Origin of the sequence: Flaviramulus basaltis (genome assembly GCF_900114265.1) — a bacterium.
GTDB lineage: Bacteria > Bacteroidota > Bacteroidia > Flavobacteriales > Flavobacteriaceae > Flaviramulus > Flaviramulus basaltis.
Genome location: NZ_FPKV01000001.1, coordinates 1,266,258 through 1,283,576 on the forward strand (window position 1 = coordinate 1,266,258; position 17,319 = coordinate 1,283,576).

The 17,319-nt window shown below is 30.2% G+C and carries 15 protein-coding genes; 4 read left to right on the forward strand and 11 right to left on the reverse strand.

Features of this window, described 5'->3' with window-relative positions; all coding sequences use genetic code 11:
- Nucleotides 1-8 precede the first annotated feature (8 nt).
- The gene (clpX, locus tag BT151_RS05730; RefSeq protein ID WP_072400777.1) at nt 9-1,241 is read left to right on the forward strand and encodes an ATP-dependent Clp protease ATP-binding subunit ClpX; all 1,233 of its coding nucleotides are present in this window, start codon (nt 9-11) and stop codon (nt 1,239-1,241) included.
- 246 nt (nt 1,242-1,487) lie between these two features.
- Here the strand turns inward: clpX and BT151_RS18400 are convergent, their stop codons facing one another.
- The 3 genes from BT151_RS18400 to BT151_RS05745 form a co-directional block, all read right to left on the reverse strand.
- Nucleotides 1,488-1,886 (reverse strand): OmpA family protein, encoded by a 399-nt coding sequence (locus BT151_RS18400; RefSeq protein ID WP_084647869.1) that lies wholly within the window; start codon nt 1,884-1,886, stop codon nt 1,488-1,490.
- Nucleotides 1,883-2,503, reverse strand: coding sequence for a TolB-like translocation protein (locus BT151_RS05740; protein ID WP_072400779.1), 621 nt, complete (start codon nt 2,501-2,503; stop codon nt 1,883-1,885). Before BT151_RS05740 ends, BT151_RS18400 begins: the two co-directional genes overlap by 4 nt.
- A 730-nt stretch (nt 2,504-3,233) precedes the next feature.
- Entirely contained in the window at nt 3,234-4,748 is a 1,515-nt protein-coding gene (locus BT151_RS05745; RefSeq protein WP_072400780.1) for a GH3 auxin-responsive promoter family protein, read from the reverse strand.
- Between the two features lie 44 nt (nt 4,749-4,792).
- Between BT151_RS05745 and BT151_RS05750 the strand changes: the two genes are divergently transcribed.
- Nucleotides 4,793-5,587 (forward strand): DUF2797 domain-containing protein, encoded by a 795-nt coding sequence (locus tag BT151_RS05750; RefSeq protein WP_072400781.1) that lies wholly within the window; start codon nt 4,793-4,795, stop codon nt 5,585-5,587.
- A 62-nt stretch (nt 5,588-5,649) separates the two neighbouring features.
- On the opposite strand, the gene rpsU is transcribed toward BT151_RS05750, so the two are convergent.
- The 4 genes from rpsU to BT151_RS05770 all read right to left on the reverse strand — a co-directional run bounded on the left by rpsU (nt 5,650) and on the right by BT151_RS05770 (nt 10,428).
- Nucleotides 5,650-5,844 carry a 30S ribosomal protein S21 gene (gene rpsU, locus BT151_RS05755; RefSeq protein ID WP_072400782.1) on the reverse strand — a complete coding sequence of 65 codons (195 nt, stop codon included), beginning with the start codon at nt 5,842-5,844 and terminating at the stop codon, nt 5,650-5,652.
- Nucleotides 5,845-5,879: 35 nt separating this feature from the next.
- Entirely contained in the window at nt 5,880-6,743 is an 864-nt protein-coding gene (locus BT151_RS05760) for a sigma-70 family RNA polymerase sigma factor (RefSeq protein WP_072400783.1), read from the reverse strand.
- Nucleotides 6,744-6,855: 112 nt separating this feature from the next.
- Nucleotides 6,856-9,534: an AsmA-like C-terminal region-containing protein gene (locus BT151_RS05765; protein WP_072400784.1), complete on the reverse strand. Its 2,679-nt coding sequence runs from the start codon at nt 9,532-9,534 to the stop codon at nt 6,856-6,858.
- A 189-nt stretch (nt 9,535-9,723) separates the two neighbouring features.
- Entirely contained in the window at nt 9,724-10,428 is a 705-nt protein-coding gene (locus BT151_RS05770; protein WP_072400785.1) for a queuosine precursor transporter, read from the reverse strand.
- Between the two features lie 69 nt (nt 10,429-10,497).
- Between BT151_RS05770 and folK the strand changes: the two genes are divergently transcribed.
- On the forward strand, nt 10,498-11,628 hold the full coding sequence (folK, locus tag BT151_RS05775; protein ID WP_072400786.1) for a 2-amino-4-hydroxy-6-hydroxymethyldihydropteridine diphosphokinase: 1,131 nt from the start codon (nt 10,498-10,500) through the stop codon (nt 11,626-11,628).
- Between the two features lie 23 nt (nt 11,629-11,651).
- Here folK and BT151_RS05780 read toward each other — a convergent pair whose 3' ends face one another.
- The 4 genes from BT151_RS05780 to BT151_RS05795 all read right to left on the reverse strand — a co-directional run bounded on the left by BT151_RS05780 (nt 11,652) and on the right by BT151_RS05795 (nt 14,544).
- Nucleotides 11,652-12,425 (reverse strand): hypothetical protein, encoded by a 774-nt coding sequence (locus BT151_RS05780; RefSeq protein WP_143144256.1) that lies wholly within the window; start codon nt 12,423-12,425, stop codon nt 11,652-11,654.
- A gap of 45 nt (nt 12,426-12,470) precedes the next feature.
- Entirely contained in the window at nt 12,471-13,265 is a 795-nt protein-coding gene (locus BT151_RS05785) for a polysaccharide deacetylase family protein (protein WP_072400788.1), read from the reverse strand.
- An 80-nt stretch (nt 13,266-13,345) separates the two neighbouring features.
- Nucleotides 13,346-14,005, reverse strand: a complete 660-nt coding sequence (locus BT151_RS05790; protein WP_072400789.1) for a class I SAM-dependent methyltransferase — start codon at nt 14,003-14,005, stop codon at nt 13,346-13,348.
- A gap of 2 nt (nt 14,006-14,007) precedes the next feature.
- A complete protein-coding gene (locus BT151_RS05795) occupies nt 14,008-14,544 on the reverse strand; it encodes an RNA methyltransferase (protein WP_072400790.1) in 537 nt (178 codons plus the stop codon).
- A 122-nt stretch (nt 14,545-14,666) separates the two neighbouring features.
- On the opposite strand from BT151_RS05795, the gene mutS reads away from it, so the two are divergent.
- Entirely contained in the window at nt 14,667-17,279 is a 2,613-nt protein-coding gene (mutS, locus tag BT151_RS05800; RefSeq protein WP_072400791.1) for a DNA mismatch repair protein MutS, read from the forward strand.
- The last annotated feature ends 40 nt before the right edge of the window (nt 17,280-17,319 follow it).

Below are 17,319 nucleotides of genomic sequence, written 5' to 3' on the forward strand. Positions count from 1 at the left end.
TAAGATTAATGGCAAAAGAAGAATTAGAATGTTCATTTTGTGGTCGTAAAAAGCCTGAAACAAACTTGTTAATTGCTGGACTAGATGCTCATATATGCGATAGATGTATAGAGCAAGCACACGGTATTGTAATTGAAGAATCTAAACAAAGTGATAGTAGTGATTTATCTGCAGAATTAAAACTTCGTAAACCACAACAAATTAAGGGTTTTCTTGATGAATATATTATTGGGCAAAACATGACTAAAAAGGTTATGTCTGTTGCTGTATATAATCATTACAAACGTTTATTACAACCTGCTACAAAAGATGATATTGAAATACAAAAAAGTAATATCATTATGGTTGGTCAAACAGGTACAGGAAAGACATTAATGGCAAAAACAATTGCCAGAATGTTAAATGTTCCTTTAGCTATAGTTGATGCTACTGTTTTAACAGAAGCAGGTTATGTTGGAGAAGATGTAGAAAGTATTTTAACACGTTTACTTCAAGCAGCAGATTACAATTTAGAAAAAGCTGAAAAAGGCATTGTTTTTATAGATGAAATAGATAAAATAGCTCGTAAGAGTGATAATCCATCTATTACAAGAGATGTGTCTGGTGAAGGTGTGCAACAAGCGCTTTTAAAACTTCTAGAAGGTACGGTTGTTAATGTGCCACCAAAAGGAGGACGTAAACACCCAGACCAAAAATTCATTGAAGTTAATACAGAAAATATTTTATTTATAGCAGGAGGTGCTTTTGATGGTATTGAACGTGTTATTTCTAAACGTTTAAATATGCAAGCTGTTGGTTACAGTGCGTCAATATCTGATGATGTTGTAGATCAAAATCACTTATTACAATATATTATTCCTAAAGATTTAAAAGACTTTGGTCTAATTCCTGAAATTATTGGGCGTTTACCAGTTTTAACATATATGGATCCTTTAGATGCAGATACACTAAGAGCGATTCTTACTGAGCCTAAAAATGCTATTATTAAACAATATAAGAAGCTGTTTTTGATGGATGAAATAGATTTTAGTATAACAGATGGTGCTTTAGATTTTATTGTAAATAAAGCTATTGAATATAAACTAGGAGCAAGAGGATTACGTTCACTTTGTGAAGAAATTTTAACAGATGCTATGTTCGAATTACCAAGTAGCGACGAGAAAAGTTTAAATGTAACTAAAGTTTACGCTGAAGATAAATTAACTAAAACTACTTTAAAGAAACTTAAAGCAGTTTCATAAGAAAGTTTATAATTTTAGACATAAAAAAACCACGCTATTAGCGTGGTTTTTTATTTGTTATGGATTTTAATTAATAATGGACATTATGGATAAATTTTCATTCTGCTATTATAACTTTTGGTAAAGGTATATGTTACTTAGAAGCTGTGCAAAGGGCTTTGTTAGCTTTTAGATTATAAGACGAAATACTCGTTTAAAAACTTTTCAAGAAACACTTCATCGTTTTTATAACAAATCAACGGATTTTTATTCTTTTAAAATAACAAATTCAACACGTCTGTTAGCTTGTAAATCTTCATCAGAACAATCATTTTTACAATCTACTAATGGTTTAGTTTCTCCAAAACCATTAGACTGTAGTCTCTTTTTACTAATACCATTTTTAATTAAATACTTAACCGCTGATACAGCACGTTTTTGAGATAAGCCTAAGTTATAAGAATCTCTACCTTTATTATCTGTATGGGCATTAATTGCTAATGTCATTTCTGGATGATCTTTAAGGACTTTAATTATTTTATTTAATGAAATAAATGATTCCTCTTTTACATTCCATTTATTGAAATCAAAATAGATGTTTTCTAAAACAATTCTTAATTCGTTATCAACTTTGGCAATTACAGGTTCGGTGGTAAGTAGTTCTATATTTTTATTATAGTTGTTTCAATTCCTCTGTAAGCCAAAAAACCTACCAAAGTATCTTTAAACCCATCTTTATAGGTTGAGATGGTATAGTTTTCAAAAGGGTCTACTTTAAAGCTATAAATGGCATCTTCTCGAGTTATTGTTCTATCTATTTCTATACCATCAATATCTTTTAAAATAACAACTGTATTTGGAAGTTTTATTTTTGTTTCTAAATCTAGAATTTCACCTTCTATTTTTTGAGTCACTTCTTCATTAATAGCCGTATAAATATCATAACTACCCTTTCCGTTTTGTCTGTTTGATGATACATAGCCTTTATTTCTGGCGGCTAAAAAATAAGCAACTTCATCATATTCAGTGTTTATGGTGTTACCTAAATTTCTAGGTATACTATATCCATTATTAGAAATTCTGCTTGCAAAAAGATCAAAGCCTCCAATATTATCATGTCCTTTTGATGAAAAATATAAGTATTTATCATCAATTGAAAGTGAAGGGTATTTGTCGTCCAAATTAGTATTAACAGTACTTCCTAAATTTTTAGGCGTTCCTAAAGAGCCATCTGCATTAATTTCTGAAACATAAATATCGTATCCACCAATAGCATCTGGCATATTTGCAGAAAAATACAGTTTATCACCTTTATGGGTTACATAAGGGTTTTCAATAGAAATATTTATATTGTTTATATCTAGTAATTCTTGATTTATCCAATTACCATGTGAGTCTTCTTCTAAAACAGCCTTATATAATTTGTATTCTAAAGAGTTTTCTCTGCTACTTCTTGTATAATAAACTGTTTTTTGATCAGGTGAAAAGGTTAATTGGTCTTCACTATCGTTAGTGTTTAATATTCTTGAAAATAGTTGTGGCGTACTTAAATGTCCATTTTGTCAATGTTTAAGCAAAATAATTCTTTGTAAGCTTCATTAGTATTAGGGTCAATTTTTGCTAAACCACCTAATTTTTTTGAAGAAATCATAATTAATTTATTTCTAAAAAAACCTGAACCAATTTCAGAATATGGAGAATTAACTCCTGCATCTAGAAGTTCAAACCCAAATCCATTGGTGTCAATTACTGTTTCAGACAGGGTTGAAAACGTGGTACTATTATTTGTATAATAGGAATGGTTTGTTGCAATTAAATCTGAGGGTTCTTGACTAATTACAATATTGGATAAAAGGAAAATGAAAAAACATAATTTAGTTTTCTTCTTGAGAGAGGGTTTGGATTAGTTAAACATAAATATAGAACTACTACTAAGATTTTTATAAAAATCTTAGACCAATAGCCATTTAATTCGGTAAGTTATTGTTTTACAGGCGTTTATTGTTAAAAATCTTACAAATTCATTTTTAAGAGCTCTTCCATGTAATCTCTTGTATTCGATAGTCTTGGTATTTTGTGTTGTCCTCCTAATTTGTTGTTTTGTTTTAACCAATCATAAAACAAATTTTCTCTGGCTATATTAATTTTAGGCTTGTTGAGTGTAATGTTGTTAAAGCGTTTAGCTTCATAATCAGAGTTTAAAGATTTTAAAGTGTCATCAAAAATTTTATTAAAATTTTCTATGTCTATAGGTGGTGTTTTAAATTCAATTAACCATTCATGTGCTCCTTTTTCTTTGCCTTCCATAAAAATAGGAGCCGCAGTAAAATCCTTAATTTCGGCTTGGGTGTGTTTGCATACTTTCTTTAATGCATCCTCTGCATTTTCAATAATAAGCTCTTCGCCAAAAACATTAATATGATGTTTTGTTCTTCCCGAAATCTTTATTCTGTATGGATTTAATGATGTAAACCTAACTGTGTCGCCTATTTTATAACGCCATAAACCAGCATTTGTAGTAATAATAACAGCGTAATTTATGTTGAGTTCTACCTCACTAAGCGGAATTGCTCTTTCTTCAATAGTGGCGTAAACATTCATGGGAATAAATTCATAGAAAATCCCGTAATCCAACATGAGTAATAATTCATTTGAATTGTTTTGATCTTGAATCGCGAAAAAACCTTCGGAAGCATTGTAAATTTCATAATATTTAAAATCCTTTTTAGGAAGTATTTTTTTGTATTGATCTTTATAAGGTGTAAAGCTAACGCCTCCATGAAAATATACTTCCAAATTAGGCCAAATGTCAAGCAAACTTTCCTTTGCCGTGGTTTCTAAAACATTGTTAAGTAAAACCAACATCCAGGAAGGGACACCTGCAAGGCTTGTAACATTTTCATTAATGGTTTCATTAACTATAGCCTGCATTTTATGCTCCCAATCGCTCATTAGCGATACTTTACTACTTGGAGTGCTACTAAATTCTGCCCAAAAAGGCATATTGTCAATTAAAATAGCCGACAAATCGCCAAATGCGGTTCCGTTTTCTTTGTATAATTCTTTACTTCCGCCAAGTCGTAAACTTTTACCTGTAAATAATTGAGAATCTTCATTGTTGTTTAAGTACATACAAAGCAAATCTTTACTAGCAGCATAATGGCAATCTTCTAGAGATTCTTGACTTACAGGAATAAATTTGCTTTTTGAACGCGTTGTTCCGCTAGATTTTGCAAACCATTTTATTGGTGTAGGCCAAAACAAATTATTCTCACCACCACGAGAACGCTCTATAATATCTTGCCAACCATCGTAATTTTTTATGGGAACACGTTCTGCAAACGTGTTATAATTTTTTATAGATGCAAAATCATGTTGTTTACCAATTTCGGTATTTTTTGCCATATCTATTAGGCTTAATAGCAGCTCGTTTTGAACTTCATTTGGGTATTTTAAAAACAATTCTATTTGATGGAATCGCTTTTTTAAAAACCAAGAAGCAATCGAATTCACTATAGGTATTGGCATATTTAGTTTATCTTTAAGATTTTTAAAAATAATACTTTTTTTTCATGTTCTACCAAGGTGTTTTAACAAAAATGGTAACCGAATTTTCGCAGCCTATACAATACTATTTAGTTTTTGAAAACGATTTTATAAATATGAATCAGTTACTAGATAAAAACATTACAATTCAATTTGTTAAATACCAATGTTTGAACTGTAAATTAGATAAACCTATTTACCGACAAGGGTTTTGTAAGAGTTGTTTTTTTGATATTCCACAAGCAGCCGATTGGATTATGAGACCAGAATTAAGCACTGCGCATTTAGATCAAGAAGATCGTGATTTAGAGTACGAAAAGAAAGTGCAACTACAACCACACATTGTTTATTTAGCAAACTCTAGCAATGTTAAAGTTGGTGTAACTAGAAAAAGTCAAGTGCCTACACGTTGGATAGACCAAGGTGCTCATGAGGCAATTGAAATTGTTGAGGTGCCAAATAGATATTTAGCAGGTATTACAGAGGTGGCCTTAAAAGATTATGTAAGTGATAAAACCAATTGGAGAACCATGCTTAAAAATGAAATTGTAGATGAAAATTTAGTAGAGTGGCGAGAACGGTTGAAGCAATATATTCCTAATGAAGCAAAAGACTATTTTATTGAAAATAATACTGAAACTAATTTAGATTTTCCAGTTAATAAATATCCAGAGAAACCAAAGAGTTTAAATATAATTAAAGAACAGCAATACAAAGGAAAACTAGTAGGGATTAAAGGGCAATATCTTATTTTTGATGATCAAACCGTTTTTAATATTCGAGCTAATGAAGGTTTGGTTGTAAATCTTTCTATAAAATAAAAAATCCCACTTACAACTTATAGGTAAACGGGATTTATATTTTGTTTCAAACAAATAGGAGATTAAATATCTTCTTGATCTCTTAAGTTTTGAATGTATTCTGCTTTTTGAACTTCGCGACGTCTTCTAACAGATGGTTTTGTGAAAAATTGACCGTCTCTTAAATTTTGCATCACTTTAATGTTACGGTGTTTTCTTTTATAACGTTTTAATGCACGTTCTATGTTTTCTCCGTCTTTTACAATAATTTTTAACATGTATTTTTTTTAATTATTTAATTTACTTTTTAGGATTATCCTAAATACGTTTTTAGTACTTTACTTTTTGAGGCATGCCTTAATCTACGAATACCTTTTTCTTTTATTTGTCTTACTCGTTCTCGAGTTAAACCAAAAGAATCTCCAATTTCTTGAAGGCTCATAGGTTGTTTTTTACTAATACCATAATAATGGCGAATTACTTCAGACTCTTTTTCTGAAAGTGTATCTAATGCTCGATTTACTTCAACATTTAAAGAATCTTTCATTAAATCACTATCTGGTCTAGGCGATTCACTCGAATTTAAAACATCATATAAATTTGACGTTTCACCTTCTTTAAAAGGCGCATCCATTGATAGATGTCTGCCAGAAATTTTCATAGATTGCTTTACATCGTTAATGGTAAGGTCTAATCTCTTTGCTATTTCATCTGCACTAGGTGGTCTTTCATGTTCCTGTTCTAAAAATGAATAAGCTTTGTTTATTTTATTAATAGAACCAATTTTGTTCAAAGGTAATCTAACTATTCGAGATTGTTCTGCTAAAGCTTGAAGAATTGCTTGTCTAATCCACCAAACTGCATAAGATATAAATTTAAAACCTCTAGTTTCATCAAAACGTTTAGCCGCTTTTACTAAACCAGCATTACCTTCGTTTATTAAATCTGGTAGGGTTAAACCTTGATTTTGATATTGTTTTGAAACAGAAACTACAAAACGTAAGTTAGCAGTTGCGAGTGTGTCTAAAGCTTTTTGATCTCCTTTTTTAATGCGTTGTGCTAATTCTACTTCTTCCTCGGCAGTAATTAAAGGTATTTTACTAATGTCTTGTAAATATTTGTCTAGAGATTTAGATTCTCGGTTGGTAACTTGCTTTGTGATTTTTAATTGCCTCATATATTATATTAAAGTTTAAAATTTATCCCAATGTATAATGTAACCTTTTTATTGAGAAAACCTAATAAATACGCGACTTTATTTTAGAAAACACTAAAATTAATACAGAATATTATTTAACGGTATCTTGTACTTTTTTCTTTTTACCTAATAGGCCACCAAGTACATTTTTAACGGCGTCTTTTGTTGTATTTGTTTTGGTAGTAGAATCGGTTTCTGTTTTATTGTTGCCAATAATGCCTTTTAAAACATCTTTAACAGTGTTGTCTTGCTCTTTTTTAATAGAGTCTGTTTTTGTTTTATTACTACCAATAATATTACCTAACATGCCCTTTACTTTGTCTTTACCTTGATTAAGTAGTTTTTGCTTTTCAATTTCAATAAGTTGTTTTGTTAAATTTGAAATACCACTAGTTAAATCGGTTTTAACATTTGGGCTAGTTAATGTACCACCAATATTTGCGGTTATTGGTATGGTTATGTTTTTTGCTTCATCAGTATCTATTTTACCAATTAAGCGGTTTACTTCACTACCTAAATATTTTGCAGGGACATTAAAAACAGCGTTGTAATCCATAGTTTTATCAAAACCATGAGCACCAGAAACTGTAATAGCAATGTCTTCATACTTTAAATCGAAAGGTTTTACACTTACTTTGCCATTTGCAAAAGTTAGATTGGTTTTTAAATCTTTTAAATTGAGTTTGTCAAAATTTATAAAACTTAATGCGCCTTCCAGTTTATTAAATAACTCACCTTTATTGGCGTTAATTTGAGTTGTTAAAAGTTCTGCTAAAGCATTTCCAGACATGGTGCTTAAATTGGGCGAGAACTCTTTGTCTAATTCTCCTGAAAGATTAAGAGTCGTGTTTAATTTTCCGTGAAACAATTTAGCAATAGGTGCTAAGTTTTGTAGTAACTCTAAGTCTTTAAATGATTTTGCAATGTCAAATCCATTGGCTCCAAGATTTAAATTAAAAGTAGGTGTTTCGTTTTTTGTTGAAACATCTCCCGAAATAGATAATGCGCCATCAAAAATACTTGATGTCATATTTTGTAGTGATGCTTGCTGATCTTTTATATATAATGTGCCTGTAACGTCTTTTAAATTTAAATTATCGTAAACAACTGTTTTTGCATTGGCATTTATGGCACATTCCAAGAAAGCAGGAATTTTTAATGAAGCTTTATCAGAAGTTGTTTTGTTTTCAGTTGCTTTTTCATCATCGGCACTCATAAAATCACTTACTTTAAAGAGGTTTGAATTCACATTAAATTCACCTTTTAGAGTATTATCGCTTAATAAAAAGCCAAGTAAATTTTTTATTGTTCCTGTGGCATTCAAGTCACTTTCTCCTGTTTTAGCTTTAAAGTTGTTAAGTGAAACGGTTTCAGGATTGAATGTCATACTTGCCTCTGAAATATGGATAGGATTTACAATATCTTCAGAAGAAAAAACAAAATCTGTAATACTTGCAGAACCATTATTTTTAATGCGTTCGTAGGCATTAGTTTCAATCGCATTCATATCAAAAGATGTATTTATTTTTCCTTTTAAAATACCACTTAACGTATTATCAAATTCAATAGGGTACACTTTTGTAATGTTTGCTAAATTTAATATACCATCAATATTAGCATTTACAAGCATGTTTTTGGTAATGTTTTTTATGGTAGCAGACGATTTAAAAATATCATCATCAATTTTAAAATCTAACCTTTTAATATCAACATAGGTGTCATCAACATTTCCTGTTGTATTTTTTATAGAAGTATTTATAGTAATATTACTTACACGTTTTGGTAAATCTGGATATTTAAAAGATGAATTGTTTGATGTAATACTTATGTCTAAATTAGGAATAGTTTCATCTGAAATTAAGCCTTTAACAATACCTTTTATTTTAAAATCTCCCGTGGTTTGAACGTTTTCAATGGTTTTAGAATATTCTTTTGGAATAACAGCTAAGAAATCTTTAAAATCAGAGCCTGGATTTTCAAAAGAAATATCAATATCCTGTCCGTTTTCAAGCTGTTGTACATAACCTTTAAATTCTATTGGCAACTGATTTATAAATGCTTTATTTTCTTTAAAAGTGTACTTGCTGTTGTTTAAGTCTAGACCAATTATAGCGTCTAATTTTACCGGATTGCTGCTTAAGTAGTTTGTGCTATCTAAGCTAAAACTTACATTCGCTTCACTTTTTGTGTCTAGTTCTGAAACATCGGTAGAAAATATACCTTTTCCTTCGTGGTTTAATTCGGTAATATAAATTTGAGTTTTAGAAACTTCATCTATATACGTTAACGCACTATTGTTTATTTTGTAATCTTCAATATCAAAAGCGAAACTTTGGCTGTTATCTGCGGCAACTTGATTTTCTTTTTCTTTAGTAATATCATAATTGTTATTACCAAATTTATCTGTTTTTAAAGTTAAAAGCGCTTCATCAATATTTATTGAATTTACAATAATAGGATCTTCTTCCGCTTTTTTAAACAACTCTTTAATAGACATGGTAAACGAAATGTTTTTAGCTGTTACAAAAGTTTCATCTTCAAAAGGTTTAAAGTTTGTAATAACCAGGTCTGAAACACTTACATGAGCTTGTGGAAAACTTCTAATAAAACTTAAACTAACATCGCTAAATTCAACTTTTGCGTTTAAGTTATCATTTATAAAACGTTTCACTATATCTTTTATTTGACCTTGAAAAGCAAAAGGAATAGCTACTAAAAGAGCGATAACAATAAGTAATGTAATGCCAATAATTTTTAAAGCCTTTTTCATTTGGTTAATTTGTTTATCTGTTAAATGTATTTTGCCAAGTAACTAAAGATTATTTTTTGAAGTTAATTTTATGCTCAGTTATTAACACACATTTTATATAAATATACGTTGGTGTTTATTTTTTAGGCTAAGTAAGAGAAAAGTTTAATATAAATTTAACCTAAGTCGTATTAATATTAACGCATACCATTATAGTAAGTTAATCTCTTCGTTTACCTTTAAATTAAAGCGTTTTTTGAATAAATAAACACCTAAATACATAAAAGGAGTATCGCAAATAGCGATGAGTACTTTAAATAAAAAACCACTAATTAGTAATCCTGTGAATTTATCCCACTCAATAATATTAAATGAACAGAGTAAAATTAAAATGGTAAAAGTGTCTATAAATTGTGATAAAAAAGTAGAAAAGTTGTTACGTAACCATAAATGTTTGCCTTTAGTTAACCGTTTCCAAAAGTGATAAATTTGGATGTCTATAAATTGCGCAAATAAATAGGCTAGCATACTTGCGGTTACAGCTATAACAGTACTACCAAAAACATCATTAAATATTTTATCTGATACAGGTGACCAATTTGTAGCCGGAGCAATATCCGCAATAAGAACAATTGAAAGCGAAAAAATAGAAGCAAAAATACCGGTTGCAACAACATCATTAGCTCGTTTTTTACCATAAATTTCACTTATTAAATCGGTGATTAAAAAGGTAATTGGGTAAGGTAAAATGCCTACTGAGATTTCAAATAGTTTGGTTCCAAAAATTTCAATATGAAATGGGTGCCAATAAAAAAATTTCTGAAAAATGAGGTTTGAAACAACTAAAGATGTGATGAATAGAGCTCCTAAAAGCATGTAAATACGTTGTGCCGCGAGTTTGTCTTTTACAGTCATTTATAATTGTGAATAAATAGGTCTTGTAAATATAAAGTATTAAAAATTGTTTTAGTTATTTTGCTCTCCATGATTAAACCAACAACATATTATATTGCTTTAGGTAGTAATAAGGGTGATAAATTTAAAAATTTGCAAGATGCCATTGATGCTATACACCTAGCCTTAGGTAATGTTAAGCTAATTTCTAAGGTTTATAAATCGCCTGCATTTGGTTTTGAAAGCGACGATTTTTTTAACTGTTGTTTGGTTTTAGAAAGTTATTTAGAACCCCAAGAAGCACTTGATATTTTATTAGAAATTGAAACAGCTTTGGGGCGTGTTAGAACTAAAAAGAACACTTACGAAGCTAGAATAATAGATTTAGATATTGTTTTTGTTGAAGATAAAATTATAGACACAGAAACATTGCAATTACCACATCCTGAAATGCAAAAACGTAAGTTTGTTTTGCAACCGCTAAACGATGTGGCTTCAAAAGTAAAACACCCAACGTTTAATAAAGAAGTGGCTGTTTTATTAAATGAATGTGAAGATGATTCTGTTTTAGAACCTATAAGTATTTGGTTGAAAAACCCAAGTAAAAACTTCAACTTTACACAATATAATTACATTGCTATTGAAGGAAATATTGGTGCAGGAAAAACCAGTTTAGCTAAAAAAATAGCACACGATTTTAATGCGAAACTCATTTTAGAGCGTTTTGCAGACAATCCGTTTTTGCCAAAGTTTTATGAAGATGCTCACAGGTATGCCTTTACTTTAGAAATGTCTTTTCTAGCAGACCGTTACCAACAAATTAGTGACGATTTATCGCAACTCGATTTGTTTAAAGATTTTATTGTGAGTGATTACGATGTGTTTAAATCGCTAATATTCTCTAAAATTACTTTGCAGGAAGATGAGTTTAAACTCTATCGAAAGCTTTTTTACCTGATGTATAAAGATTTACGAAAGCCAGATTTGTATGTGTATTTATACCAAAACACAGAACGCTTACAAGAAAACATAAAAAAACGCGGACGTGACTACGAACAAAATATTGATAACAACTATCTAGAAAAAATTAATACAGGGTATTTAGATTTTCTAAAATCGCAACCCGATTTTAACGTAAAAATTATTGATATTTCTGACAGAGATTTTATAGATAATAGATCTGATTATTTATGGGTTTTGGGTGAGATTTGTGGGGAGTAAGTAGCAATTAAAAAGAAATAGATTTAATCAAAATATTCAATTTCACGATATATTGATTTAACTAATGATTTCTTTTCATAGCATTTGAGGATTGTCCAGTTATTCTTAGAGTCAAAAATATATTTATAAATATTTGTTTTTATTAGATTGCCATTTTTATCATATTCCTTTTCTTTAGTGATTCTTCCTTTTCGATTTCTAAAATGCACTATTCTATTATACTTATAGCTGCTATCAGATTTAGTCCAATCAGATTCAATTAACTGTTCTTTTTTATTATATGTAAAGAGAGCATTTAAATCTCTTTGACCAATATAAGAATCTAAATATTTTTCTAAATATAAATAATTGCTTTTTGTTAATTTCCCATCTTTATCATAAGAATATTTTTCATTATAATTTATTTCCTTTTCATTAATAATGTAGTAAGCACTTTTCTTAACAAGTTTGTTGCTTGTGTAAAAGTAGTTCACCTTGTATCGAATAGAGTCTTTTAAATTAAAGTTATCTGTGTAGTCAATTTGATCTTCTTTGTTATAAAAATAATTAGTTTGAGTAGTTCTGTATGGTTTTTTATTATAATATGTCTTTGCAAGATTAGAAATCTCTTGCCCCTTAATGTTGTAATTGTATTCATTAATTTCAGACGTATAAACATACCTTTTATTATCAGATGAAGTGACTTCATAAGTTTGAGTTTCAATAATTTTTTTAATTTTTGAGTTAGAAGAATTATTTTGGCTAAAGCAAGCAAAAAACATGGAATAGAAATAAAAGCAAAAGAATTTTTTTTTCATTTAGAGTGTTTTATTCGCTTTACTTTTAGTGTGATATGTTTGTTTTTAAGGCTGCATTTTCTTTATATATTTAGCAACATCTACCATAGGTGCAATCCATATATCGTTTTCATGTTCAGCTAAATATTTAATTAATTCGTTATGTGCTTCAAGCGATACATTAATATTATGTTCGCCACCAACACCATGAAATAAAAAAACAATTAAGGTTTTAGATTCTACTGCTTTTTTAACAAGATCAATCATATAATCTCCTGAATTCCCATCAATATAATAGCAATTAACATCATCTAAATCAACATTATTTAATGGTTGCATACCTGCATTAACGCCTCTTGCTGCAACGAAATCATTTTTTAAAGCATCATAATAATTTACACTATCAATTTTTTTGTCTCCACAAGGGTAAGCAAAAGTTCTTTCTGTTTTGCCATCAATGGCTCGTAAAAGTGTATTGGTAATTCTTATTTCGTTTACAGCGCGTTCAACAGAATAGGTGCTTAAATCTTTTTCGGGTTGTACCCACGATCTGCCTTCAACTTGTCCGTTACAAGGATGTGTTAAACTATGGTTTCCCAGTTCGTGTCCATTTTTAGCAGCAGCTCTCCAATCTAATAACCTATTACTAGTTACTTGAGCTTCTCCAATTAAATAAAAGGTTCCTTTAATGTTGAATTTATTAAGATATGGTATCACATTATCTAAATGTACATTAAGAGCGTCATCATAGGTTAAAACAACGGCGCTACGTTTACCATTCCATATATTCTGTTCTTGCGCTTTTATTGTTTTACAACTGGTGATTAATAAAATTAGAAGTAGAATAGAAGTAACTCTCATAATTATAAATTTAAATCGGTTTTATATTCAGTGATAAGCTAAGTTATATTTTTTAGTTTTAAAACCAAGCTTAATTCTAATTAAAACACTCTATATAATGTTGTAACAATACGTCCTTTATTATTTTCTAAAATATATTCTTCAAGGACTGTTTCTTCTTTAGTTTTAAAATTAAAAGGTGCTTCTAGAATATTAACACCACTGTTTTGTTTTATTCTAATACCTTGTCCCGAAATAATGTCTTGGTTTGGAATGAAGTTTCCTAAAGGGATATGTTCGGTTAAAATGATATATTTATAAGCAGCCATTTTTTTAATGATGATTTGTATTTCTTTATTAGATAAATGCTGTAAAACTTGACGTAATATAATACAATCACCATGCGGAACCTCTTCTTTAGCAATATCTAAACAGCTAAACTCTAGGTTGTCTTCTTTATATTGTTTTTTATTTCTAGTAATAAGTTTTTCAACAATATCTATTGCAATATATTTTTTGGCGTATTTAGTTAAGTGTTTTCCAATATTGAAATCACCACAGCCTAAATCGCAAACAATTAAATCGTTGTTGTGTGATTCTAAAAATGAAATTAAAGTACTTAAATAAGGGTTTATAATTTTTGGATCGTGAGAACCTGCTCCAGAATAAAAATCTAATGTTGTACCACCCCAAAGTTTCATTTCATAAACCTGATCCATCACATCTTTAGTAGGCCAAGGTTTCTTTGTTTTTTTAACCACTTTTAGCTGTTCACTTTTAATTTTGAGAAAATATCCCAAACTACAACACCACAACTCACAGATATATTAAGTGAATGTTTGGTTCCAAATTGTGGGATTTCAATCACCACATCACTCTCGTTAACCACATTTTGAGCCACTCCTTTTACTTCATTTCCAAAAACTAAAGCGTATTTAGTATTGGGTTCAACCTTAAAATCATTTAGCATTGTGGCGTTTTCAGCTTGTTCAATAGCGCAGATTTTAACGTTTTCAGCTTTTAGTTTTTCAACTAAATCCATCGTGTTTTCAATATATTCCCAGTCAACTGTATCGGTGCTTCCTAAAGCAGTTTTATGAATATCTTTGTTTGGAGGAGTTGCTGTAATACCGCAGAGGTAAATTTTTTCAATTAAAAAAGCATCACTTGTTCTAAATACCGAACCAATGTTGTTTAAACTTCTAATATTATCCAATACAATAATAATGGGTGTTTTTTTCGTGTCTTTAAATTCATCAACACTCAATCGGTCTAATTCGCTATTTTTTAGTTTACGCATTTAATAATTGGTTAATAATTGTAGATAACTTCTAAAGGATGTTCTTCAAAAAAAAACAAAATAATGCTACATTAGCATTCTTACAATTTTCACAAAAATAAGACTAAAAAACCACTTTTCCATTGGCTAAAAAAGCAAAAAAAGAAACTCCGTTAATGAAACAATACAATGCAATAAAAGCAAAGTATCCTGATGCTTTGTTGTTGTTTCGTGTTGGCGATTTTTATGAAACCTTTGGTGCAGATGCCGTTAAAGCTGCTGGCATTTTAGGTATTATTTTAACCAAGCGAGGTGCAGGAAGTGATAGTGAAACGGAGTTGGCAGGATTTCCGCATCATTCAATAAACACTTATTTGCCAAAGTTGGTTAAAGCAGGACAACGTGTTGCTATTTGCGACCAATTGGAAGACCCAAAATTAACTAAGAATATTGTAAAAAGAGGTGTTACCGAGTTGGTAACTCCTGGTGTTGCTTTAAATGATGAGGTTTTAGTATCTAAATCTAACAACTTTTTATGTTCGGTTTATTTCGATAAAAAATATATAGGAATATCGTTTTTAGATATTTCAACAGGGGAGTTTTTGACTTCACAAGGTAATGCGGAGTATATAGATAAGTTGCTTCAAAATTTTAGCCCAAGTGAAGTGTTGGTTTCTAAACAAAAACGAACACTTTTTAAAGATACTTTTGGTGATGATTTCCATACGTTTTATATGGAAGATTGGGTATATCAAACCGATTATGCTTATGAAACTTTAATTAAGCATTTCAATACAAAAACACTTAAAGGTTTTGGCGTTGAAGATTTATATGAAGGTATTATAGCTTCAGGTTCTATTCTCCATTATTTAGGTGAAACACAGCATAAAAAATTACAACATATTACCTCAATTTCTAGAATTGCTGAAGATGATTATGTGTGGATGGATAAGTTTACCATTAGAAATTTAGAGCTTTATAATTCTACAAATAATAATGCTGTAACGCTTTTAAATGTTATTGATAAAACCATTTCGCCAATGGGCGGAAGACTTTTAAAGCGATGGTTGGCATTGCCTTTAAAGAATGTAGAAAAGATTAAACAGCGCCATGAAGTGGTTAGTTTTTTAACTAAAGAAAACACCGTTCTACAAAAAATTCAAAATCACATAAAGCATATTGGAGATTTAGAGCGATTAATATCTAAAGTTGCGACGGGAAAGGTGAGTCCGCGAGAGGTTATTCAACTTAAAAATTCTTTAGAGGCTATTGTTCCTATAAAATCACTAGCATCCAATTGTGATAACGAATCGCTTAAAATTATTGGAGATACGCTTCAAAGTTGCGATGTGCTTCGTGAAAAAATTAAGGAAACTTTAAACGAAGATGCACCAGTAAATGTATTGAAAGGACATAGTATTGCTGCTGGTTTTTCTGTGGAATTAGATGAATTAAGAGGGTTGTCAAAATCAGGGAAAGATTACCTAGACAAAATGTTGGAGCGTGAAAGTGAGCGTACCGGTATTACATCTTTAAAAATAGCATCAAACAACGTATTTGGTTATTATATAGAAGTTAGAAATACACATAAAGACAAAGTGCCAGAGGAATGGATTAGAAAACAAACCTTGGTAAGTGCAGAACGCTATATCACAGAAGAACTAAAAGAATACGAGGCTAAAATTTTAGGTGCGGAAGATAGAATTCAAACCATAGAACAACAATTGTTTGGAGAGTTGATCGGTTGGATGAATCAATACATAAAACCGGTGCAGCAAAACGCTTATTTAATTGGTCAGTTGGACTGTTTATGTGGATTTGCACAACTTGCCAAGGATAATAATTACATCTATCCTAATATTGATGATTCTTTTGATTTAGATATTAAAGATGGACGCCATCCAGTTATTGAAAAGCAATTGCCAATAGGCGAGGCATATATAGCTAATGATGTATTTTTAGATAGAACTTCTCAACAAATTATTATGATTACCGGTCCCAATATGTCTGGTAAATCTGCGATTTTGCGTCAAACCGCTTTAATCGTTCTATTGGCTCAAATAGGGAGTTTTGTTCCTGCAAAAGAGGCTAGAATAGGTTTGGTTGATAAAATATTTACCAGAGTAGGAGCAAGTGATAATATATCAATGGGCGAATCTACTTTTATGGTAGAAATGAATGAAACAGCGTCTATTTTAAATAATATTTCTGATAGAAGTTTAGTATTGCTTGATGAAATTGGACGTGGTACAAGTACTTATGATGGTATTTCTATAGCTTGGGCAATTAGTGAATACATTCATGAGCATCCTGCAAAACCAAAAACGCTTTTTGCAACGCATTATCATGAGTTAAATGAAATGAGTGAAACTTTTGAGCGAATTAAAAACTTTAATGTTTCTGTAAAAGAGTTAAAAGACAATGTCCTCTTTTTAAGAAAGCTTGTTGAAGGAGGAAGTGCACATAGTTTTGGTATTCATGTTGCAAAAATGGCAGGAATGCCACAGCAAGTTTTGCATCGTGCTAATGCTATTTTGAAGAAATTAGAGAAGTCTCATTCAAGTGAAGAGCTCACAGATAAGGTGAAATCGTTAAAAGATGAAATGCAACTCAGTTTTTTTAATTTGGATGATCCATTATTAGAAAATATTAAAGAAGAGATTTTACACATTGATATTGATACACTTACACCCGTTGAGGCACTCATGAAATTGAATGAAATTAAGCGTATGTTAGTCAAGAAAAAACGCGCTTAAAATATTTTATATTTATTTTTCTAAAAAGGCTTTGGTTTTA